The sequence below is a fragment of the Paenibacillus sp. SC116 genome (genome assembly GCF_024733555.1).
Lineage (GTDB): Bacteria > Bacillota > Bacilli > Paenibacillales > Paenibacillaceae > Paenibacillus_B.
In genome coordinates, this window is the sequence record NZ_JANIOF010000001.1 from 1,690,216 (window position 1) to 1,711,848 (window position 21,633).

The following is a 21,633-nucleotide window of genomic DNA, read 5'->3' on the forward strand; positions in this document are numbered from 1 at the left end:
ATACTTCCAGTACGTAATTACTCTGTAATTTTTGTTTTTGGAAGAATTGCATCAACTTCATGGTGTGGTCTTGGGATAACGTGTACAGACAACAATTCACCTACACGCTCAGCTGCTGCTGCGCCTGCATCTGTAGCTGCTTTAACTGCACCTACGTCACCGCGTACCATAACTGTTACTAGACCAGCACCGATTTGCTCTTTACCGATAAGTGTAACGTTAGCTGCTTTTACCATTGCGTCTGCTGCTTCGATTGCGCCTACCAAACCTTTAGTTTCTACCATTCCTAGTGCGTTTGCGTTTGCCATTGTAAATTCCTCCTAAGTTATATGTGAATTAAATGAATAAATAGATATATATAAACAAGTTGCTTGCGAATAGCGTCTGGGAAACAGATCATTTTAGGTTCACTGTTATAGTCGAATTTTATTGGGGAAAAACCCTCCTACAACGGCGAACCGTTCATTTCTGTAAAACGATTCTGCTCCCTTTCGCTGATACAAGCGATTGCTTACAGCAAGTCCAAAATAAGAAAACGAGAGCAATTACATTTTTTCGAGAATGCGAGCTACGATCATGCTGATCAATTGCTCTTTGTCGTCTTGAGAAATCGTTGCAGCCGTTGGTGCAGCCTGTACGGCTGGTTGTTCCACCAAGTCTTCCAACTCTCTCAATCCATAAGTCAATTTACGGATGTTTAGAAGGTTCATCGGGCCGACGTTGTCGGAAGTCGAGCTTCCGCCTACAGCACCGCATCCCAGTGTAAGTGCAGGGGCGATTGCTGTTGTAGCACCAATGCCGCCTAGTGCACCCGGCGTATTAACAAGCAAGCGAGATACGGGCTGCTTAAGTGCGAACTGACGAATGATTTCCTCATTTTCAGAATGAATCATCATCGTATGTCCAGCGCCTTCGCCATTCAAAATCTCGATACAGCGCGCGCAAGCCGCTTCCCAATTGTCTTCTGTGTAGAAGGCAAGAATTGGAGCCAACTTCTCACGGGAATATGGAACGTTGCGGCCAACGCTTGTTTCCTCAGCAATAAGGACACGAGTGCCAGCTGGAACGTTCAAGTTCGCCAACTTCGCGATATGGTCAACGCTGCGACCCACGATTTGCGGGTTCATCGTGCCATTCGCACGCATAATGAACTTGCCAAGCTGAACAGCTTCTTCAGCAGTCAGGAAGTATGCTCCCTGCTTCTTGAACTCAGCCATTACTGCTTCCTTGCTGCAAGCTTCTACGACAACCGATTGCTCGGAAGCACAAATCGTGCCGTTGTCAAATGTCTTGGAATCCAAGATGCGCTTAACTGCAAGCTCAATGTTTGCGCTCTTCTCGATGAAAGCAGGACCATTACCAGGACCTACGCCGATTGCTGGCGTACCAGAGGAGTAAGCGGCTTTCACCATTGCTTCTCCACCTGTTGCAAGAATCACGGAAGTATCTTTATGCTTCATCAATTGATCCGTTCCTTGAATCGTAGGAACGGTCATGCAAGCAATTGCCCCTTCTGGACAGCCTGCCTGCACAGCAGCTTCATTGATGACTTTAATCGTCTCCAAAATGCTTTTCAGTGCATTCGGATGCGGAGAAAACACGATACTGTTACCAGCTTTAAGCGCAATTAGCGCTTTATAGATAACCGTAGATGTTGGGTTCGTAGATGGAATCAATCCCGCAACGACACCAACTGGTACAGCTACATCCATCACTTTGTGGACTTTGTCGTCATTGATAATGCCTACCGTCTTCATGTCTTTGATAGACTCATAGACATGTTTCGAAGCGAATGCATTTTTGACGATTTTGTCCTGCCAACGGCCAAATCCCGTTTCTTCATTAGCCATCTTCGCAAGCTTCTCGCGATGTGCATAACCCGCATCAGCGATTGCTTTGACGATAGCGTCGATTTGTTCCTGTGTCATAACAGCCAATTTTGCTTGAGCTTCCTTGGCTTTCTTAATAAGATCACGGACTTCTTGAATGGATCTTAGGTCTTTATCCAGCATTTCCATCAATATTCCTTCTCTCCCATTACGTTAGTTAAGAACTGGCTTTCTTCTTATGCTTAGAACGCTTCGCTGCCGATGGGGCAGTTGGCTTTACAGGTGCAACAGTAGGTTTCGCCTCAAGTTTTACTTCAGGCTTCCCTGCTGCTTCACTTTGCTTACTAGTCAAAGAGGTCAGCTCTTTCGTGTTGTTTTCTTTGTTCGCCTGACGGTTCGTTGTATCCGCCAAGCTTGCATTTGCAGATTGTGCAGCTTCTTGATGTTTCGTCGTAGTTGTTTCTGCACGATTTGCTTTAGGTGAATCTATGGTTGCTTCACCCACAATTGCATGTTCGAGCGTCACTGACGTTTCCTCTGTTGCGGCTTTCACCTGTGCAGATGCCTCTTCTGCTTGAGCAGATGGGACTGCATTAGATGGCGCTGCCACATTTTGATCAGCTTCGGCAGTAGATGCTTCTTTCGCAGCCGCAGATGCTGCCTTTTTATCGCCAGCATCGTTCGATCCAAGTACCATCGCAGCCGTCTCTTCATGCATTCTCGCAATCACATGACGGGTAACGAGTACATCCAACTGCACCGCTACTTCTGCTCCAGCATCCACTGCGGATTGCACAGCGCCTACATCACCGCTCAGCTTGATCATGCGGAATCCATCTTTCACTCGCTCAATGCCAAGGCAAGTTACGTGTGCCGCCTTCAAAGCAGCATCCACTGCAGCTATTGCCCCTAAATACCCTCTTACTTCTATTAGACCTAGCGCATTATGTCTCATAGGCTAGCCCCTTAATAACGCGTCGGGTTATCTGCTACAAATTGCACAGCTTCAGCAAATGCATCGCATGCCGCTTTACAAGCAGATTGACTGCCTGTCAATAGCGCACCACCGAAATTCGTTTCGGATGGTGGTCCGAAGAAGGTCGCGATCGAAACATCGGCTGCTTTCAACGCTGCATCAAGTGCATACATCGCTTCCAATGGAGGTGCAATCAAGTAAGCCAAGGCTTCACCCTCTTGCACATTCGCTGTCTGGGACAAATACGTACCCGTACGGGATACGCAATGTGCGAAGTACGTAATGCTGTTATCATCATTTGCGCTCACAAAATGTGCGCCGCTCTCGATAAAATCAGCTACAGCGTTAAGTCCGCTGTGCACTTCCGCTGGACTAGGCCCAGCGATAATGCCGATAACTTCACCCGCAAGCTTCGTGGAAGCATTTGCGGAACCAGCGTACATGCTCTTTGCGTAAACAACGTCTACGACTGCTGCTTTTGTAGCTTCATCAAGCGCTGCATACGTGACATCATCGATATCAGCTGTAATAATACCTAAGCTTTTATGGTGGGGCTGCAGCTCCAACTGGGTCGCCATATCAGGGCTTACGTTAGAAATGAGCTTCATGCCCAACACCTTTGCATGAATCGGATCGTTTCTCATAGCTGCCTCCTAGACATCTTATAGTTTCAAATCGATACCTGAAGCTTTGCGATCGATCATCGTCTTGATCAACTCAGCAATATGAGCACCAGCTTCTACAGCAGGCGTTCCTCCTGAGTGAATGTTGGAAATAACGGTACGTCTTGCTTCTGGCATACCGACAGTTGGCTTATAAGCGATATAAGCACTCATCGATTCTGCTGTAACAAGTCCCGGACGCTCACCAACTAGCAAGCAAACGACATCTGCTTCTGTTGCATCACCGATCACGTCCATGGAAGGAACGCGGCAGTGCTTAACGAACAAAATGTTGCCTGCATCAAGGCCGTACATTTTAAGACCTTGTGTAATCGCTGGCACGATATCGCGCAAATTCGCTTCAATAGCCGCAGAGCTCAAGCCGTCTCCGACCATAATCTGAACTTTTGCCTGCTTCGTTGTGTTTTGCTTGATATATTCGATCGTCTCAGCGGAGAACTGGCGGCCCAAGTCAGGACGCGTAATGTACTCATCCTTGTGGCTGCACAAAGTCTCAACTGCTACGAGATTCATCTCTTTTACGAAATCTTCGGAAACGTAAGAGAATACCGCATCCTGCGCTGCCGCATGGTCAGCACGGAATCGCAAAGACGTAATCGTCTTATAACGAGGGCCTGCACGACCTACGCCAAGGCGAGCCGGTGTCTTCTCTTTCATTTTCAAGTAGCCTTCGCGATCTTCTGGATCATCAACGAGCAATAGCTTGCGCAAATTGATCTCCGTAATATCATCCAGGCATTCGCCTGTGTCCACTTGCTCCTGCATTTGTTCTTGTGGAGCCATAGTCGGTTGAGCAGGTTCTGCAACCGCAGCAGTTGGAGCAACACTAGGTGCAGGTGCTGCACTCGTTGTAGGAGCTGCTGGCTTCGCACTTGCCTCAGCTGGTGCATTTCCTACCATTTCATTAAGGATCGATTCAATCATGGATTTAAGATCTTTTTCGTTCATGTTCAATTCCTCCTTTCCTACTTCAGAAACACAGATGCGTCTCCAGCTTTTTTAGTCAACTTGCCATTTTCCATGAAGCCCATTTTCTCCATCCATTGTTCAAACTCGTTAATTGGACGCAAGCCAAGCAATTCACGCAAAGTAGCTGTCTCATGATAACCAGTTGTCTGATAGTTCAACATGACATCGTCACCATGTGGAATACCCATGAAGAAGTTACAACCTGCTGTTGCAAGTAGGACTGCCAAGTTCTCTAGGTCGTTTTGATCAGCCTTCATATGATTCGTATAACAAGCGTCGCAACCCATAGAGAGGCCGGATAGCTTGCCCATGAAGTGATCTTCAAGACCAGCACGGATAACTTGCTTCGCATCGTACAAATACTCAGGTCCGATAAAGCCTACTACCGTGTTGACTAGGAACGGATTATATTTTTTCGCGAAGCCGTAGCAGCGCGCTTCCATTGTCACTTGGTCAATGCCATGATGCGCTTCTGAGGAAAGCTCAGAACCTTGACCTGTTTCAAAGTACATCACGTTCGGTCCAGCTACTTGTCCATGCTTCAACACAAGATCTTGTGCTTCTGCGATTGTAGCTGCGTTAAAGCCGAACGCTGCATTACCTTTTTCCGAACCTGCGATCGATTGGAAAATTAGTCCTGTTGGCGCACCACGCTTAACAGCTTCCATTTGCGTAGTAACGTGAGCCAATACGCAAGTTTGTGTCGGGATATCCCACTTCGTACGGAATTCCTCAAAGCGATTAAGAACGCGAGTAACGCTTTCTACAGAATCGTCTACCGGATTAAGACCAAGTACCGCGTCACCGATACCGAACGTCAAACCTTCCATAAGGGAAGCCATGATACCATCTGGATCGTCAGTCGGGTGATTCGGCTGCAAGCGAGCAGACAATGTACCAGAACGACCGATGGTTGTGTTTGCAGTAGCTGTAATGCGAATCTTCTTCGCACCGTACATCAAGTCAAGGTTGGACATGATTTTAGCAACTGCTGCAACCATCTCAGCCGTGAGGGCGCGAGAGATACGCTTGATGTCAGACTCGGTTGTGTTCTCGTTCAAGATCCACTCGCGAAGCTCTTCAACCGTCCAGTTCTTAATTTCGTTGTAAATGCGCTCATTAACGCCATCCTGAATAATACGAGTAACCTCGTCCAACTCATAAGGAACTGCAGGGTTGTTGCGCAAGTCAGCCAATGTAATCTGGGAAAGCACCACTTTTGCAGCGACGCGCTCTTCCGAGGAAGTCGCCCCCAAACCAGCGAGCATATCTCCCGATTTCTCTTCATTTGCTTTAGCCATCACTTCCATCAAGGAATTGAATTGATAGACGCGGCCAAACAGTTTCGTTTTCAAAATCACAAAAGCTCCTCCTTCCAAATGCACCTAATAATCACTCTATTTAATGAAACACAAGCGTCTTAATGACGATCGGTAACACTTTGCCATCTGCAATCGGCTTGCCGATATCGATGTAATCACCGTTGTCTACAACCACACTGTCTAGGCAAATGACATCTTTTTTGTAATCAAGCAGCGCATAGAGCGTCTGTCCAAGTACTTTCGCCATATCATGATGGACAACGACAATGAGCGGATATTCCTGCTCCAGCAGCTCTGCCATCCCTTTGTGTAGGCCGCGAGCATACTTTTGCACCTCTTGGAAGCTTGGACTGCTCTTCCCTTCAATCGCTACCGCAACCTGCTGCAAATCGTTATGAAGCTTGAACCAACTCAGCTTGTCCATGATTGCTCGTGCCAGCGTGTCATCATCACCGGATTCATCCGCTACAGACAGCTTCAAGATCGGAACACTCTTAATCGGGAAGCTCTCATCCGTGTAGGTAATCGTGCTTCCGCTGATCTCCGTCGTATGTGATCCCGCACCGACCACCGTAGCTCGAATCGTCTCTGCTGCACGTGCCACGGTTAACTGCTGCGTCAATGGAGAGGCAGCAATCGCTCTCCCGAGCAATATACCGATATCGCCATATTGGAAGACGTCACCTGCTGCTTCGTTGTAGATATAGTCAGCTACTCCGCCAGAGAACGAGATGCTCGCAATGTTTCGATCGAGCTTCAAGCCTTTATTCGTGACAATCGTGTCGTAGAAATCACTTAGCGGTCGAAGCCCAACACTTTCCTCAAGCAGCTTGACCATTTCACCGATAATCGGCTCCAGATCTACTGGTGTTACACGCTGGCCAAGTGCAAGCTTAATGCCTCTACGTTCTGCGAGCTGCTTAATCTTCGGTGCGATATACGTAATCTCGTGACTGTTCTGATCCACCTTGATAAGGCGCCCGCCAATATCGAGACAGCCCGTATCCAGCAGATCGCCGCTTGCGAACAAAGCTAAATTACTCGTACCGCCGCCAATATCGATGTTTACAATCGAGGTCGAACGATCCTTCGAATACGTGTGAGCACCTGCTCCTTTAGCAGCGATAATGCTTTCCAAGTCAGGACCTGCTGTCGCGACTACGAAGTCACCAGCGAAACCGCTTAATGACTGAAGAACCTCACTCGCATTTTCTTTACGCGCCGTTTCTCCGGTAATAATGACAGCACCCGTTTGGATGTCTTCCTTGGAAATGCCTGCTTTCACATACTGCTCTTGCACAAATTGTTGAATCTGAACCATATCGATTCGGTTGTCAGCCAGTACAGGTGTAAAACAAATGTCACTGCGATAAACAACCTCTTTATTCGTGATGACCAAGCGAGGCACCGTAAAAGAGGATGCCAAGTTCTCAATATGCAGCTTCGACAGCACGAGTTGAGTCGTAGAAGTCCCCATATCAATGCCTACACTCAGCAATTGCTCGTTCACAACCCTCATCTCCCATCGCTTGAATTGACCCAGATGTATACAAAAAGGCTTAAAGTTACAACCATCCTATCGTTCAGGAATGGTTCACTTTAAGCCTCTTTGCTTACTAGACTACATCGTTGTAGTCAGATTAGTTTATTTATTTTTTGAAAGTAAATGAAACCGCCGTACCTTCTTCGTTGGATACAAACGCGAGCTTGCCTTTCAGCTTGTCCTTCACATAGCTGCGAACAATCGATAGTCCCAAGCTCTTGTGCGAAACTTCGCCAACATCGAATCCAATTCCGTTATCAGCTACGACGACTGTAACTAATCCAGCTTCCACTTGGGCAGTCACCGTAATGGCGCCTTCCATGCCATCATCAAATGCATGTTCATAGCTATTTTGCAGCAGTTCGCTTACGATAAGCGCAATCGCAACGGTGCGATCACTATCCAAGCAAATGCTTTCTTCCGCATATATTTGAACATCAATATCTTTATTGTTAACAAAGGTCCGTTGAACGTTCGAAGCGATAAGCCGAATGACATCCAACAAATCCACCTGTGCTTCAATCTCGGTCGACAACAGTTCATGCGTCGCTGCAATAGCGAGAACCCGGCTGACACTGTCGTTTAAGCATTTTTTTGCTTCTGGACTCTCACTCTGCCTGCTCTGAATGCGGAGCAAGGAGGCAACCGTCTGCAAATTATTTTTTACACGATGATGAATTTCACGGATCGCAACGGATTTGGAAATAATCTCAGCTTCCTTGTCTTTGATCTCCGTCACATCGTGCAAGATAACGCCTACGCATAAATCTTGCTGCTCAATAAACACTCGCTTCACCTGATAATAGCGTCCAGCTGCCTTTACATCCTTCGTCAACGTACAGGACGGTAATGTGGTATGCTGTCTCATTAATTCAGAAAATATCGTCTGATCCAATGACAGATTGTCATAATGCAATCCTTGAATATTTTCTAAATAGCCAAGCTGTCTATAATATTCGTCGGCCTTCTTATTTTTCAGCTTCAGAAAACCTTTCTTGTCAAACAAGAGAACGGCATCTTCTAGCTGATTAATAATCGAAGCCTTAAAGCCCAATATCGTAGACAGCATCGAAGAAAGTTCACTCTCTTCAAATTCTGTACCTGTTACATTGAAATGATCTTGTATATTATCACTAACGTCTTTTTCATAAATAACAACTGCTATGACATCATCTTGACTCTTAATCGGATATACGGTCTGTCGAACAAGATGATTCTCCTGCGTATTCGCTACTAGCCCCTGAGACATAATACCTGTCTCCAGCGTTCGCAGCACACCAGGCTCATTCTCGCGCAATGCCTTCTCACTCGTAACCGAACGAGCGTACAAGGACATTCCTTCTTCTGGGCGACGGTGGTACACAACGATAGCCTCGTTAGATACGCACGAAAGTACATCAATGAACACATCATGCTGCACGTCGGATATTTCGAATGACTCGGCAATCTCTTTAATCCGACCTATATCTGTATCTGTCAATGATGTATGCGTATTGCACAATCGCTCAATTTGAGCCTTATACTCAGTCATAGGAAATGACGATTGTCGAGGCAATCTCGATCATCGGACACCGTCTGTCCATACTGAGTTTGCGCAGCGTTTGATACGCTTCCTCTTCGGTGCAGCCATTTTCCTTCATCAAAATGCCTTTGGCCTTCTCGACTGCTTTGCGCTCTTCCATCTTCAGCGTCAGCTTGGATAGATTCTGTTCGAGCTTGCGAATTTCTTTCCCTTTGGCGATGGTGACTTCCACCATCGGTATAAACGACTTTTCGTCTAACGGCTTCACCAGATAAGCAAGCGCTCCGACAGAAGATGCTTTCTCAATCGTCTGTTTGTCGCTAAATGCAGTTAGGAGAATAATCCCGCCCGCAAGCTGCTCTGAAATGATTCGTTTACCCGCCTTTAGCCCGTCCAAAATAGGCATTTGAACATCCATAATCACTAAGTCGGGTAGATGCTTTTTGCATAGTTCGATGGCTTCAAAGCCATCAGAAGCTTCGCCTACTACACTGTAGCCTGCTTCTTCAAGCATCTCACGAATATCCATTCTTGTAATAGGTTCATCGTCGACTATTACAATTTTTCCATTCATGTGTCATGCACCTCATTGTCTGCCGTTATTTGCTTTTCGTTATTGTGAAGACCTAGATGAAAAAGTCGTCTACGCTTCCAAATAGGATCGAAGCGCGTCTACTCCCACATTTTCTATCGTCGAGACTTCAAAAATCTGTTCTACTCCCGCTGCTTGCAAATGAGCTCTCGCTTCCGCAATTTGCTCCTGCGTCTCAGCCAATTCGATCTTCGTTACGATACCGATAACAGGTTTCGCAAATACAGTCGCAAAGGCTGGCGGGAAATAGCTTTCTTCCTTCGTGCAATCTTGTACAAGACCAATGACGTCCGCATCTACACTGGAAACAAGCAGCATCTTGTACAAATATCGATTCTCTATGCATTCCCCAGGCGTATCAATCGCTTGATCAAACGTTTCAATCGCTTGGGTCTTTTTATAAGTAATCTCCTGACCATGCAGCCATTGGCATAAGGTCGTCTTGCCTGAGCCGGTACTGCCGGCAACGATTAATTTCTTCATCCAGCTTCGCCCCTTACGTTCTCGTAATTTTCGAAGCAGAGAAGCCTAAAATATTTTGCAAGCCAAGCAGCACTTCACTAACAGCCGCTTCTACCGAAGATACATCGCCTGTAATAACAAGCGAGCCGCTGAAGCGATCGACAAAGCCGATTTGCACGCCAGCTGCCTTCGTCGCGATATCCGCTGCGATAATGGAGGCTTCACTTGGTGTAATGGTCATAATCCCAATGGCATCATGTGTATCGGTTCCTAACCCCAGCTTCTTATAAATATCAGCATTTGGGTTAGCGATAATATGTGCCAGCGTAACCTGTTTACCAGGAACGTATTCCTGTATGACGCGTTGTTTTTCGTTGTGTTGATCCATACTCATCTCATCCTATCTCTTATTCAGAAACACGATTTAGCTGTAAAAAAACATAAAGACCCCTTAAAAGTCCACATGGAAAATTTAAGAAGCCTCATCGCTTGTATTTGTATGCAACACGCCGTTGTGTTACTTTCACTATATTTTAAATGTGTAAACGTTGTCAACCGCATAACGCACGAAATGCGATTTCATTTTAAGATTGATACATTTTGTTCAAAATTTGAACAATTTCCTCCAGTTTAGGTACACGTGGATTGGTAGCTGTACAACCATCCTGCAAAGCACCTTCTGCAATAGCTTGGCTATGTTCTTTCAACGCAGCCTTGTCCACGCCGCAATCACGCAAGGATAAGGGCATGTTCAATTCTTTCTGCAATTGCTTAATCGCCTGCATCAAGTTGCGAACACCGCTCTTCACATTCGGAGCAGACAGACCAAGTGTTTTTGCAATTTCTGCATAACGAACTGCTGTAGCTGTCTCCTCTTCTCTGCTGTATCCCGGCTTGTAATTCGCATTGTACTCAATTACATGCGGCAATAGTAGTGCATTTATACGCCCATGCGCAATCTTGAACTTGGCACCTGCATTATGAGCAATACCATGATTCAATCCAAGAGATGTCATGTTGAATGCTATACCAGCCAAGCAAGATGCGCTGTGCATTTTCTCACGTGCTGCGAGATCATTTCCGTCTTTATACGCACGTGGCAAATATGTGAATACAAGTTTCATCGCTTTTTCAGCCAAAGCATCGGAAATATCATTCGCTTTCGTGGAAACATATGCCTCGATTGCATGCGTCAATACGTCCATCCCTGTATCAGCGGTAATGCCAGCAGGAACTGTTTTTACCAATGCTGGGTCCAAAATTGCTTCCTGAGGCAGCATCAGATCCGATACGAGTGGATATTTAATATTTTTTTCTTTATCGCTAATAACGGAGAAGTTCGTCACTTCTGATCCCGTGCCGCTCGTTGTCGGAATCGCTACGAACGGAATGTCCACTTGATCCAGCAGTTTGTGAGCAAACAGCTTCATTGCTTTAGCCGCATCGATTGCAGAACCGCCGCCAATCGCAATAATCAGGTCGGCTTTGAATTCAGCAAGCTTTTCAACGCCCTCTGTCACTGTTTCAATCGGAGGATCCGGAACGATGTTGCTGAAAATGTATTGTTCATTGCTGTCATGTACGCGTTCAAACAACATATGAAGGAGACCAGCCTTCACCATAAATGGATCTGTTACCACAAATATACGACGATTTCTGTATTCAGACAGGCGATCTAGCGAGCCTTCTCCAAGATAAATTTCTGTTCTAATCGAAATTTTTTCCATGTAAGCACCTCCAAAAGAAGTCAAAGTCATAACAAAAGTCGTAATTAAAGATAAAGAATCGTAAAGCGTTCATGCTTAGAAAAATAAAAAGAGGCCTTCAAAGGAATACGATGTACTCCCTTAAAAGCCTCTTTGCTTGTTATGTTAGATGCACGCCATTGTGCAACATTCATGAAATTGTCTGTTACTACTGTACACTGCGATCCAGATGCTCGTCAACCACATCATATGTGGCAAAGTCGCGACCTTGGCGTTGTGTAGGAAAGATTCGCGGGTTTCTGCGCTATCGTTCGCATTTTTTATTGTATATGCGGAGTCGCAGTATCCTCTGTGCGATAACTCACACCATTAGCTATGTAAAAAATGGGATGCACTTCATTGTGCATATCATTCTTCAGCATTGAAGAACTTCCCGCTTGCTAACTATACGTCGTTGTATAGGTAGGTGACACACACCTGGCCTTCGCAACCTCATCGTTGACAGCCTTTTCTTTCCATTAAAAAAAGCCTAGCGAGGCGCAAAACGTCACTAGACTTGAAAATCCAACCCTTTTGCCTCGAAAGGATTGGCTAGACAAAGTTATTAGACAATTGACCTGACTTAAGACCGTGTATTTCGGTCTATCACAGTGGCGGGACCGCGTTGGATTTGCACCAAACTTCCATTGCCTATAACTTTTTCTATTGTTTGTACATGACGTGAATGGCCTCCCATTCGAAATCATTATAGCATACTTGATCATCTTGACAAGAAAAAAAGCAATGACATTTTCATGAACTTATAATGGGAAAATTTATATCCAACTATTTTCCACAAAAAACTTGCGTAAAAGCTGCCTTCTCTCTCCACTAGAAGCTAGAAGGGCTTTCAACGAATATCAGCAGCTATTTAAAAGTTTCTTTTCTTTGCAAATTGTTGGATATAACATACTCAATTAGTTCACTTCTTTTGGTTACATTTAATTTGATCATTAGCCTGCTCTTGTGCGTATCTACCGTCTTCACACTTATTACTAGCTTCTGTCCAATTTCCACAAGGGAATACCCTCTTGCTAAATAATCCAATATTTCTTTCTCCCGAGCGCTTAACAGACGATATAGCTCCAGATGTCTCTCTTGATCCGACTTCTTTTTGATGGATGTCAACAGTACATGTGTTTCTTGGGGCCTCAAATACGTATATCCTTTTAACACCGTTTCAATAGCTGCATACAAGTCCTCGTCCACTGCCGCTTTAGGAACATAGCCTGATGCCCCTGCATGAATGACCGCATTTATATACTCCTCATCTTCATGCATGGTTAAGACGATTATTTTAGCTTCTGGATAGGAGGACTTGATTTCTTTAAGCACTTGGATTCCATCCATCCGCGGTAAGCTTATGTCAAGAATCAAAATATCTGGTTCAAGCTCCTTATATAATCGCAAAGCTTCCATGCCGTCTGCTGCTTCACCAACAACTTCATAGCTAGCCCTCTTGCCCAACAATAATTTAAGTCCTGAACGAATCAAGGCATGGTCATCAGCCAACATAATTCTCGTTATCGCTTCCATCTGCTCCCCCTCTGTTTGGCGTTTTTAGTGGAATAGACACCTTTACTTCCGTGCCACCATCTTCTGATTTTTCAATTTGAAACGTCCCGCCAAGCAGCAAGGCTCGTTCCCTCATCCCCTGTATACCAATACGATTTTGTTGACGCGCCTTCTCGAAATCTTCCTGTTCAATCCCATGTCCGTTATCATGAATGATGACGGATATAGCCTGCACCCCAACTTCCATATGTACATTAGCATGAGTAGCAGCTGTATGCTTCACTATATTCGTCAAGCCCTCTTGAAGGATGCGATACAAAGCAACAGCGATGTGACTCTCAATGCTGACACATTCATTAGGTACAGTCATTCTAACTTTGATTCCATATTTCTCTTCAAATTTGCTCGCATGCTTTCGCATCGCTGGAATTAATCCCATATCATCCAATATAGGAGGTCTCAGTTCAACGGCCAAGTCTCTCATTTCTCTAAGGATGCCCGCCGCGATATCTCTACTCGTCGTCAATAACTCATGCTGTTCTGCATCTTTGGCTTCATCCGCCATCACTCTCATCGTTACGATCAGCGACGTGAGGGCTTGACTCGTTTCGTCATGTAATTCTCGCGATATACGCTTGCGCTCATCTTCTTGCGCAGATATGAGCTTTAAGATTAAAGTATCACGCTGACGATCTTTATCTCGCAGCTCATCAAGCAAAGCCTCAACTTCTTTGTTCGAACTAATCAAATTGTCTGCCATCTCATTGAATGCCTGCGTGAGCTTTCCAATATCATCATTGCTCGACACCTTGGCTCGAAGCGACAGTTTACCTGCCGATATCCCTGATGCAACGCGGACTAAACGATTAATCGGTTTAGTAATAATGCGGGTAACAAGATAGGCAATTCCCGCAGCCCCAATACACACGAGAATGGTAGCAACAATTAACTTCCCGATCTTATTCAAAATGTACGACTTTGCCTGCTTTTCCGTCATCCCTACACGAACAAATCCGATGTCTCCTTCTTCAATAGGAACTAACACATCATGAATACGTCCTTCATTGGAGGTAAGCGTTTCCACATTAGGACGATTAAAAGCATCAGGGACGTGAGCCCTTATAATCCCTTTCGGAATATCTCCTGCAAAGGTATGAGAAACAAGCCCATGATTGTTGTTAATAATCAAAATATAGCGAACATCTTCATCTGCTTGCTGTGCCTGAGTAATAAGCATATACGTTGCATAATAATCATCCGTTAATATGTAGTCTGAAGATGATGCAGCAATCGTGTTGGCAATCGTTAATCCTCTTTTTTTGAGTTCATCCGTCATCATATTGGTGAGAGATTCCCAGATAATATAACCTAATATGGACGCGAGAAATAGCAGCGCAATCATAATGGCTCCGAATATTTTTTGATTGATTTGAAACTTATCTACCCATCTCATCGTCGGCCTCCTCCACTATCACTGGAGCTATCCGTGATTTCAAACAAGGCAGGATCTACAGGTACAAATCTATCTATGGACAAACCCTTAAGTGCCGCTTTTAACTTCTCATTTTCGTGCATCGTCAAAAAAATATGCTCTATTTGATCCTTTTCTAGGTCAGATAAATTGCGGTTAACCACCACAGGTCCCGTTCCCAGTCGCTTGGATTTATCGATAACTTTAAGTTTTTTCGATAATTCAGGTTGCTTTTGCAAAGCTTGTTCAAAGACCAAATTGTTCACAGCGGCAGCGGTTACAACATTATCAATTACGGCTCTCAACGAATGTTCGTGATTATGAGTAAACAGCGAACGTCCAAAAAATTGTTCTGGCGTTTCATTCATTTCAGCTAATTTATGTTGTACAAATTGGTACCCTGAATAGCTGAGAGGATCCGTAAACGCAATGCTCTTCCCGATTAAATCCGTTATATGATCAATATCTTCTCTTGCATTATTTACGACAAGATACCCCTGATAGTAAGGAACCCCCATCCGCTCCTGAACCGCGATCGGTTCCAACGTTTCCACATCTCGAAACGTAAGATAGGCCCCTGCGGAAAGAAGTGCGATATCCGCGCCACCATTTATAACGAGCATGCTCATCTCTCTATAGCTTTTCCGCTGTATTAAGATGACAGGTCTTTGCATTTGTTCTCCGATATAATTTGCAATCTTCCTATAATGTACAATCGTATCCGATGGTGCCAGCAAGCTAGAGAAGGTAACTCGAATAGGATCATGTTTGCCTTCATGAGATTGGATCGGGGCAGACTCAGACTTCGTAAAGTCGATTTGATAGTCAGAATGAGTAGGCTGACAACTTACCAATAAAATCGTCATGACGCAAATAAGAAGCACCGAAATACACTTGTTCAACTTCCCACCTCAATTCTCATACTTCATTAATTTCAATCAACAAGTATAGCATGATCCCTGCCTCCTGCAATTGATATCTATTAGCAGCATCCAAATTTGAATATAAAGTCGGATGTTTTGTAGGAATAATTCCTACAAAACAAATAAAAAATCTGACAACAAAATCAGAGTTCCGCTGATAGTGATAGCGCATAACGACCCTGATAATAAAGAAGTAATGAGTCACATCACATTTATGAACAGCACAATGAAAGCGCTACATTACAAAAAAAGGGGTTGAACACTGTGTTTGCATTTTTGAAGCCAAAAATAGCTTCAGCCAAAGTACCCGCGGATCAAGTTGAGAAGAGATATAAACAACTCCGCTTACAGTCCTTGCTAGGTGTATTCTTCGGATACATGGCCTACTACATCGTTCGTAATAACTTTAAATTGTCAACACCGCACTTGCAGAAAGAGCTAGAACTCTCTAATACCGAAGTCGGTATACTATTAAGTTGCTTGCTTATTACCTACGGTATAAGTAAAGGGATTATGAGCAGCCTTGCGGATAAAGCAAGTCCTAAGCGTTATATGGCTCTAGGTCTAGCGCTCTGTGCGATGGTCAACATTATGTTAGGCTTTAGTACAGGCTTCTGGGTCTTTGCAGGACTTACTGTTTTACTCGGTTTATTCCAAGGGATGGGTGTCGGTCCTTCGTTTATAACGCTTGCTAACTGGTACCCTCGTAAAGAACGTGGATTCATTACAGCATTGTGGAATATTTCTCACAACATCGGCGGCGGTATCGTAGGTCCGATCGTAACTTTTAGTTTACTTATGCTAGGCGGAGATGAGCACTGGCAAGTAGCCAGCTATCAGATTCCTGCTGCTATTGCGGTAGTGTTCGTTCTTGTCATCCTTTACTTTACAAAAGAAAAACCTGAGAACGAAGGCTTGCCTACTGTTACTGAAATGTTTAAAGATAATCTTGATTCAGCACTAGCTAAACAAGATGTAAAACCCCCATCTGACATGACAGCATGGCAAATTCTTTATCACTATGTACTAAAAAATAAAAATGCATGGTTGGTATCCCTTGCAGACGTATTCGTATATATGATTCGTTTCGGTGTTATCGCTTGGTTGCCAATATACTTGTCTAATGTAAAAGGATTCTCTAAAGGTGAGATGGGTATTGCCTTCCTTATTTTCGAATGGGCAGCTATTCCTTCAACGCTTTTGGTCGGTTACATGACAGACAGATTCTTCAAAGGCTATCGTATGCCACCAGCCATCATTTGTATGTTCATTATCTTCTTCGGTATCATCGGCTACTGGCTAAGTGACTCTTTAATTATGGTTACCGTCTTTGCTGGTGTAATCGGTGCTTTGATTTATGTACCGCAGTTCTTGTGCTCATTGCAAACACTCGAAGTTGTGCCTCCATTCGCCGTTGGTTCCGCCGTTGGTCTGCGCGGAATTCTAAGCTATTTGTTGGGTGCATCTCTCGGTACGACACTATTCGGTCTCTTTGTTGACCTTTGGGGCTGGAACAGTGGGTTCTACTTGCTTTTAGTGGCGACAGTACTTTGTATCATCTTCTGCTACTGGTTGCATGTAAGCGTTAAAGCTGTTCAGAAGAAAGCTGAAGAAGCCTTAACTATGTAAAATTAGAAAATAAATAAGCCAAACACCAATAAACGCTCAAGCTAATCCTCGCGGATTACAGCTTGAGCGTTATTTATGCATCGTATTAAGTTGAGAGGGAGTTATAAGAATATCAGCCCATACGTACTCATTTGTTTTGTAGACTTAAGCTTCCGCTTCCTGCTTACTTCCCACTTGTTTTTCTGCACCTTTGTGCGCAGTTCTCAGCGGAATTTCTTTCAGGAATAGTGTCAAAATAAGACCTAGCGCAAGTAAACCAGCACCGAGCATAAATACCATAGACACGGTATCACTTAATACCGAGCGAAGCATATCCATAAGCTGTAAGAACCCTTGCTGCAATTGTTCAGGCAGCGAAGCTTCAATCTCTGCCAACTTCGGCTGATTAAGCAAAATTTGCGGATTCATCAACGTACCCAATTGCTCGGCTTCTGCTGGGTCTATTTTAGACAAGTCTGGACCTTGTCCGGCAGCCATCGCTTGTTCCATATTGCGCGTAAGCACCCCATTCATCACCGAACCAAATACAGCAATCCCAATCGTGCCGCCTAAGTTTCTAAACAGCGTAGATGTAGCCGTAACGACGCCCAGTTGGTCCAAAGGAACTGAGTTTTGCGCTGCTAACGTAAAGACTGGCATGGCTAGTCCAATACCTATTCCGAACACACACATGCTGGCCAAAGCCATTGCAATGCTGTCCATAACCACCATCATCAACATACCTACGACCATGAACGCGATGCCGCTTATCGCATAACGCTTGTATTTTCCAGACTTAGAAATCCAACGTCCCGTTAATGAACTTAATACGATCATCATGATCGACATCGGCATATTGACGAAGCCAGATTCGGTCGGGCTTAACCCTTTTACCCCTTGCACAAAAAATGGCAAGTAAATCATAGCACCCATCATGCCCGCATTCATTAGGAAACCGCTCAAGCTCGTATTTACAACAATTTTATTTTTAAATAAAGACAAAGGCATTACTGGACTTTTAGCTTTGCGTTCAACCATTACAAATAGGATGACAAACACAATAGCTGCTGCAAATAGTCCAACAATTTCAATCGAACCCCATGCATATTTCGTTCCTGCCCATGAGAAACCTATTAACAAAGCAACGAGCGACAGGGATAGCAATAACGATCCCAAGTAATCAATCGATTCCGATTGAGCTTTATCCGTTTTAGGGAATATTCTCCAAATCATTACGAACGCAATAACACCTAACGGCAAGAACGCCCAAAACACCCATTGCCAATCCATATGATCGATCATGATTCCGCCTAAAGTCGGTCCAATAATACTAGAGAAGCCAAATACAGCCATCATAAGCCCCGTCCATTTTGCGCGTTCACGAGGCGCAAATAAGTCACCAACTGCCATTGACGTACATGACATCAATATCCCTGCGCCTAAACCTTGAATTCCTCGATACGTAATCATTTCAAATATCGTTGTAGACAATCCTGTTAAAAAGGCACCTATCATAAAGATAACAATCCCTGATAACAAGAACGGCTTACGGCCATATATATCCGACAGCTTACCAACTAATACGGTAGCAACTGTTGAAGTAAGCATATAAATCGTGATAACCCACGAATAATACTCCATCCCGCCTAGTGTTGCAATAATTCTAGGCATTGCGGTTCCGACGAGCGTTTGATTAATAGCTGCGAAAAACATCGAAGTCATTAATGCGATCATGACAACGACTTTCTTTTTGTGAGATAAACTCTCCATTCCATTCCTCTTTTCTAGTTGTGTTAAATACTCGTTGAATGCCCACTGCCTATGTCGTGGTTCACTTATATTTTAATTAGTTAGGCAACCTATCTAATATTATATAAATTTTTATATACTTTCAAGCGACGAAATCCCTTGAAAAATGCCGCTTACTCAGCTTTATTGACTGAATAGTTTCAAATCCTTATCATTACTTGCGTAACCTTACTTTTAAAGCTACCATTTCAATCGGAATCGAGTGACTATACATGACAGAATCTAAATATGAAAATGTTATTGCGCTGCGCCGTGTATTTGCCACACTGGCAAGGATGGATTGGCGAAAAAAAATGAAGTGGACACTAAAAGGAAGCGAAGTCCGTCTATTAATCGCGCTTAAAGAAGCAAACAGTAAACCATGCCTAGAAGGTTTAACGGTGTCTGATTTGAGCAAACTTTTACAAGTTACTTCCCCCACTGTGACACAAATGCTTAATAGTCTAATGAAAGACGGCTACGTAAACCGCACGGTTCATTCGAGTGATCGAAGAATTGTTGAAATTACACTGACCGATAAAGGCGCACAAGTCGCACAAGACTCTCAGGAAATGATTACGACTATTTTTTCCGGACTCATTGACCATCTTGGAAAAGAACAAAGTGATCAGCTCATTGAGCTTCTCACCCAATCTTTGGATTATTTCGATCAACTTGATGACGAACGTCAACGTTAATACACATGTACCAATCAAAAAAAGTGACTGCTCCACTGCTTATACAGGGAACAGTCACTTCTATTTTCACTTATAACTCACTTCGAATCTTCAACGATAACCTATATAGTTACACAGACTCAAACATCTTGAGTTCCTAGTTAGTAATACCACTCAAAACTCCTCCAGGCTGGAAGAAGCGCTGAATATCCTCTTCTACATCTGGATCAGGGATTAATGGCGGCGCTTGGTGTGGCTTCGTGCGTGCATCGATAATAACATTATCGCAACCCCAGTGCTTATGCTCATAATAGCTATTGACGCCGTAAATATCATGAGACGGATTGCTGCGCGTAAATGCAGCCCATAGGAAGTTATTAAGCGTCTCGCTCATAAATTCACTGTCATTGCACAAGATAATCATCGGGCAGGATGACAGATCCCCTTGTTCACGAATCGCTGCACTCAGCTCGTCCATTTGACGTTGTGCATCTGCATAGCTCGTAAAGGCTGGCCCTTGAATTGCAGCAATACCCGGCATAATCATGCTAGCTTTTTCAAACCCAGGCAAGGACTTCAATGGCTTCGGTACTTCCGCACACAACTCTCGCTTCTTATCGCCAACAGCCGCAAATATAACCTTACTTCCTGTGTTCAACCCAGTTCCCGAATAATCTAAGGTATCGATCGTCGTGTTCGTTTGGAAATGAATATCCCGATGCAGATCGATGCGCTCCAGTATATACATCAAAAATTCCTCAATATGATGTGTCGTTACTGGCTGCTTCTCTTCTGCCGTAATGAACAAGTACTTCGCCAAGCTTAGCTGACCTGTACCGAGAATCCGGTTCGCTATCGTAAGAATCTCAGCAGGCTGCTTCACTTGCTGATAAGGCGTATAGCGCTCGCTTCCGATGGCAAACAACAATGGATGCACACCCGCTGCATCAATCGCATGAACTTCTTTCGCACCAGGAATCTCCTGACGGATTGCGCTTCCCGTAAGCTCATGAATCAATGCTCCGAAAGAAGTGTCTTCCTGCGGAGGACGACCAACGACCGTGAATGGGAAGATGGCATTTTTCCTCGCATACACTTTATGCACTCGCATCATAGGGAATGGATGCGTAAGACTATAATAACCCAAGTGATCGCCAAACGGCCCCTCTGGCTTTGTCTCATCTGGGTAGATTTCCCCTGTTATGACAAAATCAGCATCATGACTTACACAGTATCCTTCTTCATAGCTGTAGCGGAAGTTACGCCCACCGAGCAAACCTGCAAATGTCAGCTCGCTCATTCCTTCAGGCAGTGGCATAACCGCAGACAGCGTATGCGAAGGTGGGCCACCAATAAAGCAGCTTACTTTCAAGGGCTTGCCCAATTTATTGGCCTTATGCTGATGAACACCGATACCGCGATGTATTTGATAATGAACACCGACCTCTTTGTTCAATTCGTACTCATTTCCGCTAATCTGTACGCGGTACATCCCTAAGTTGGAATTCATAATGCCTGGCTTCTCAGGGTCCTCCGAGTATACTTGCGGCAAGGTAACGAATGCTCCGCCATCCATCGGCCATGATTTAATCAAGGGCATGTCGGAAATTTGGATTTCTTCGAAACCAGCAGGAACACCAGACTTCTTAATCGGCAAGGCCTTAGACGCTGATAAGCCCGTTCCCACATATTTAAACGGACTTTTAAGCGCCTTCATCGGATCGTTGCGCAGTCCGATAACCTCTTGCACGGATTCCAACGTATCGCGGAAAATAAACTTGCTACGCTCCATCGTACCGAACAAGTTAGAGACGGCACGATATTTCGATCCTTTTACATTTTCAAATAACAGTGCCGGACCACCAGCGGCATACACTTTCAAGTGGATAGCTGCCATTTCCAGATTCGGGTCAACTTCTTCATGGATGCGGATCAAATGCCCATGCTTCTCCAAATCAAGGATGCATTCTTCTAGATTGCGATATCTCATTGTACTGCTCCAATCTGT

General features: G+C 44.5%; 19 protein-coding genes and 1 riboswitch. Of the genes, 2 read left to right on the top strand and 17 right to left on the bottom strand.

Features of this window, described 5'->3' with window-relative positions; genetic code table 11:
- Window positions 1-17 precede the first annotated feature (17 nt).
- The 15 genes from NQ117_RS07380 to NQ117_RS07450 form a co-directional block, all read right to left on the bottom strand.
- Window positions 18-308: a BMC domain-containing protein gene (locus NQ117_RS07380; RefSeq protein ID WP_258277325.1), complete on the bottom strand. Its 291-nt coding sequence runs from the start codon at window positions 306-308 to the stop codon at window positions 18-20.
- 237 nt (window positions 309-545) lie between these two features.
- The gene (locus NQ117_RS07385; protein ID WP_258277326.1) at window positions 546-2,018 is read right to left on the bottom strand and encodes an acetaldehyde dehydrogenase (acetylating); all 1,473 of its coding nucleotides are present in this window, start codon (window positions 2,016-2,018) and stop codon (window positions 546-548) included.
- A 28-nt stretch (window positions 2,019-2,046) separates the two neighbouring features.
- Window positions 2,047-2,784 (bottom strand): BMC domain-containing protein, encoded by a 738-nt coding sequence (locus tag NQ117_RS07390; protein WP_258277327.1) that lies wholly within the window; start codon window positions 2,782-2,784, stop codon window positions 2,047-2,049.
- A gap of 11 nt (window positions 2,785-2,795) precedes the next feature.
- Window positions 2,796-3,449, bottom strand: coding sequence for an ethanolamine utilization microcompartment protein EutL (gene eutL, locus NQ117_RS07395; RefSeq protein ID WP_258277328.1), 654 nt, complete (start codon window positions 3,447-3,449; stop codon window positions 2,796-2,798).
- Between the two features lie 18 nt (window positions 3,450-3,467).
- Window positions 3,468-4,436 (bottom strand): ethanolamine ammonia-lyase subunit EutC, encoded by a 969-nt coding sequence (eutC, locus tag NQ117_RS07400; protein ID WP_258277329.1) that lies wholly within the window; start codon window positions 4,434-4,436, stop codon window positions 3,468-3,470.
- Between the two features lie 17 nt (window positions 4,437-4,453).
- Window positions 4,454-5,818 carry an ethanolamine ammonia-lyase subunit EutB gene (locus NQ117_RS07405; protein WP_258277330.1) on the bottom strand — a complete coding sequence of 455 codons (1,365 nt, stop codon included), beginning with the start codon at window positions 5,816-5,818 and terminating at the stop codon, window positions 4,454-4,456.
- A gap of 40 nt (window positions 5,819-5,858) precedes the next feature.
- On the bottom strand, window positions 5,859-7,289 hold the full coding sequence (gene eutA, locus NQ117_RS07410) for an ethanolamine ammonia-lyase reactivating factor EutA (protein ID WP_258277331.1): 1,431 nt from the start codon (window positions 7,287-7,289) through the stop codon (window positions 5,859-5,861).
- A gap of 139 nt (window positions 7,290-7,428) precedes the next feature.
- The gene (locus NQ117_RS07415; RefSeq protein ID WP_258277332.1) at window positions 7,429-8,853 is read right to left on the bottom strand and encodes a sensor histidine kinase; all 1,425 of its coding nucleotides are present in this window, start codon (window positions 8,851-8,853) and stop codon (window positions 7,429-7,431) included.
- Window positions 8,846-9,418 carry an ANTAR domain-containing response regulator gene (locus tag NQ117_RS07420; protein ID WP_258277333.1) on the bottom strand — a complete coding sequence of 191 codons (573 nt, stop codon included), beginning with the start codon at window positions 9,416-9,418 and terminating at the stop codon, window positions 8,846-8,848. Before NQ117_RS07420 ends, NQ117_RS07415 begins: the two co-directional genes overlap by 8 nt.
- A gap of 69 nt (window positions 9,419-9,487) precedes the next feature.
- Window positions 9,488-9,919: a EutP/PduV family microcompartment system protein gene (locus NQ117_RS07425; RefSeq protein WP_258277334.1), complete on the bottom strand. Its 432-nt coding sequence runs from the start codon at window positions 9,917-9,919 to the stop codon at window positions 9,488-9,490.
- Between the two features lie 13 nt (window positions 9,920-9,932).
- The gene (gene eutS, locus NQ117_RS07430; RefSeq protein WP_144987958.1) at window positions 9,933-10,286 is read right to left on the bottom strand and encodes an ethanolamine utilization microcompartment protein EutS; all 354 of its coding nucleotides are present in this window, start codon (window positions 10,284-10,286) and stop codon (window positions 9,933-9,935) included.
- 196 nt (window positions 10,287-10,482) lie between these two features.
- On the bottom strand, window positions 10,483-11,625 hold the full coding sequence (locus NQ117_RS07435) for a 1-propanol dehydrogenase PduQ (RefSeq protein ID WP_258277336.1): 1,143 nt from the start codon (window positions 11,623-11,625) through the stop codon (window positions 10,483-10,485).
- 538 nt (window positions 11,626-12,163) lie between these two features.
- Window positions 12,164-12,315, bottom strand: a riboswitch (adenosylcobalamin (AdoCbl) riboswitch).
- A gap of 195 nt (window positions 12,316-12,510) precedes the next feature.
- Entirely contained in the window at window positions 12,511-13,179 is a 669-nt protein-coding gene (locus NQ117_RS07440) for a response regulator transcription factor (RefSeq protein WP_258277337.1), read from the bottom strand.
- A complete protein-coding gene (locus tag NQ117_RS07445) occupies window positions 13,148-14,611 on the bottom strand; it encodes a sensor histidine kinase (RefSeq protein WP_258277338.1) in 1,464 nt (487 codons plus the stop codon). Before NQ117_RS07445 ends, NQ117_RS07440 begins: the two co-directional genes overlap by 32 nt.
- Window positions 14,608-15,531, bottom strand: coding sequence for a substrate-binding domain-containing protein (locus NQ117_RS07450; RefSeq protein ID WP_258277339.1), 924 nt, complete (start codon window positions 15,529-15,531; stop codon window positions 14,608-14,610). The genes NQ117_RS07445 and NQ117_RS07450 overlap by 4 nt, the downstream gene beginning before the upstream one ends.
- 285 nt (window positions 15,532-15,816) lie before the next feature.
- Here NQ117_RS07450 and NQ117_RS07455 point away from each other — a divergent pair, with 285 nt between their 5' ends.
- Window positions 15,817-17,181 (top strand): MFS transporter, encoded by a 1,365-nt coding sequence (locus NQ117_RS07455; RefSeq protein WP_258277340.1) that lies wholly within the window; start codon window positions 15,817-15,819, stop codon window positions 17,179-17,181.
- Between the two features lie 144 nt (window positions 17,182-17,325).
- On the opposite strand, the gene NQ117_RS07460 is transcribed toward NQ117_RS07455, so the two are convergent.
- Window positions 17,326-18,930: an MDR family MFS transporter gene (locus NQ117_RS07460; RefSeq protein WP_258277341.1), complete on the bottom strand. Its 1,605-nt coding sequence runs from the start codon at window positions 18,928-18,930 to the stop codon at window positions 17,326-17,328.
- A 251-nt stretch (window positions 18,931-19,181) separates the two neighbouring features.
- Between NQ117_RS07460 and NQ117_RS07465 the strand changes: the two genes are divergently transcribed.
- Window positions 19,182-19,646, top strand: coding sequence for a MarR family winged helix-turn-helix transcriptional regulator (locus NQ117_RS07465; RefSeq protein ID WP_258277342.1), 465 nt, complete (start codon window positions 19,182-19,184; stop codon window positions 19,644-19,646).
- Window positions 19,647-19,782: 136 nt separating this feature from the next.
- On the opposite strand, the gene NQ117_RS07470 is transcribed toward NQ117_RS07465, so the two are convergent.
- Window positions 19,783-21,615, bottom strand: a complete 1,833-nt coding sequence (locus tag NQ117_RS07470) for a UbiD family decarboxylase (RefSeq protein ID WP_258277343.1) — start codon at window positions 21,613-21,615, stop codon at window positions 19,783-19,785.
- Between the last annotated feature and the right edge of the window lie 18 nt (window positions 21,616-21,633).

Excerpts from the sequence above, each read along its gene's own strand:
- NQ117_RS07460 (WP_258277341.1), bottom strand. The coding sequence starts at position 18,930 with ATGGAGAGTTTATCTCACAAAAAGAAAGTCGTTGTCATGATCGCATTA.
- NQ117_RS07440 (WP_258277337.1), bottom strand. The coding sequence starts at position 13,179 with ATGGAAGCGATAACGAGAATTATGTTGGCTGATGACCATGCCTTGATT.
- NQ117_RS07445 (WP_258277338.1), bottom strand. The coding sequence starts at position 14,611 with ATGAGATGGGTAGATAAGTTTCAAATCAATCAAAAAATATTCGGAGCC.
- eutS (WP_144987958.1), bottom strand. The coding sequence starts at position 10,286 with ATGGATCAACACAACGAAAAACAACGCGTCATACAGGAATACGTTCCT.
- eutL (WP_258277328.1), bottom strand. The coding sequence starts at position 3,449 with ATGAGAAACGATCCGATTCATGCAAAGGTGTTGGGCATGAAGCTCATT.
- NQ117_RS07435 (WP_258277336.1), bottom strand. The coding sequence starts at position 11,625 with ATGGAAAAAATTTCGATTAGAACAGAAATTTATCTTGGAGAAGGCTCG.
- NQ117_RS07425 (WP_258277334.1), bottom strand. The coding sequence starts at position 9,919 with ATGAAGAAATTAATCGTTGCCGGCAGTACCGGCTCAGGCAAGACGACC.
- NQ117_RS07420 (WP_258277333.1), bottom strand. The coding sequence starts at position 9,418 with ATGAATGGAAAAATTGTAATAGTCGACGATGAACCTATTACAAGAATG.
- NQ117_RS07390 (WP_258277327.1), bottom strand. The coding sequence starts at position 2,784 with ATGAGACATAATGCGCTAGGTCTAATAGAAGTAAGAGGGTATTTAGGG.
- NQ117_RS07385 (WP_258277326.1), bottom strand. The coding sequence starts at position 2,018 with ATGGAAATGCTGGATAAAGACCTAAGATCCATTCAAGAAGTCCGTGAT.
- NQ117_RS07465 (WP_258277342.1), top strand. The coding sequence starts at position 19,182 with ATGACAGAATCTAAATATGAAAATGTTATTGCGCTGCGCCGTGTATTT.
- NQ117_RS07380 (WP_258277325.1), bottom strand. The coding sequence starts at position 308 with ATGGCAAACGCAAACGCACTAGGAATGGTAGAAACTAAAGGTTTGGTA.
- NQ117_RS07415 (WP_258277332.1), bottom strand. The coding sequence starts at position 8,853 with ATGACTGAGTATAAGGCTCAAATTGAGCGATTGTGCAATACGCATACA.
- NQ117_RS07470 (WP_258277343.1), bottom strand. The coding sequence starts at position 21,615 with ATGAGATATCGCAATCTAGAAGAATGCATCCTTGATTTGGAGAAGCAT.
- eutC (WP_258277329.1), bottom strand. The coding sequence starts at position 4,436 with ATGAACGAAAAAGATCTTAAATCCATGATTGAATCGATCCTTAATGAA.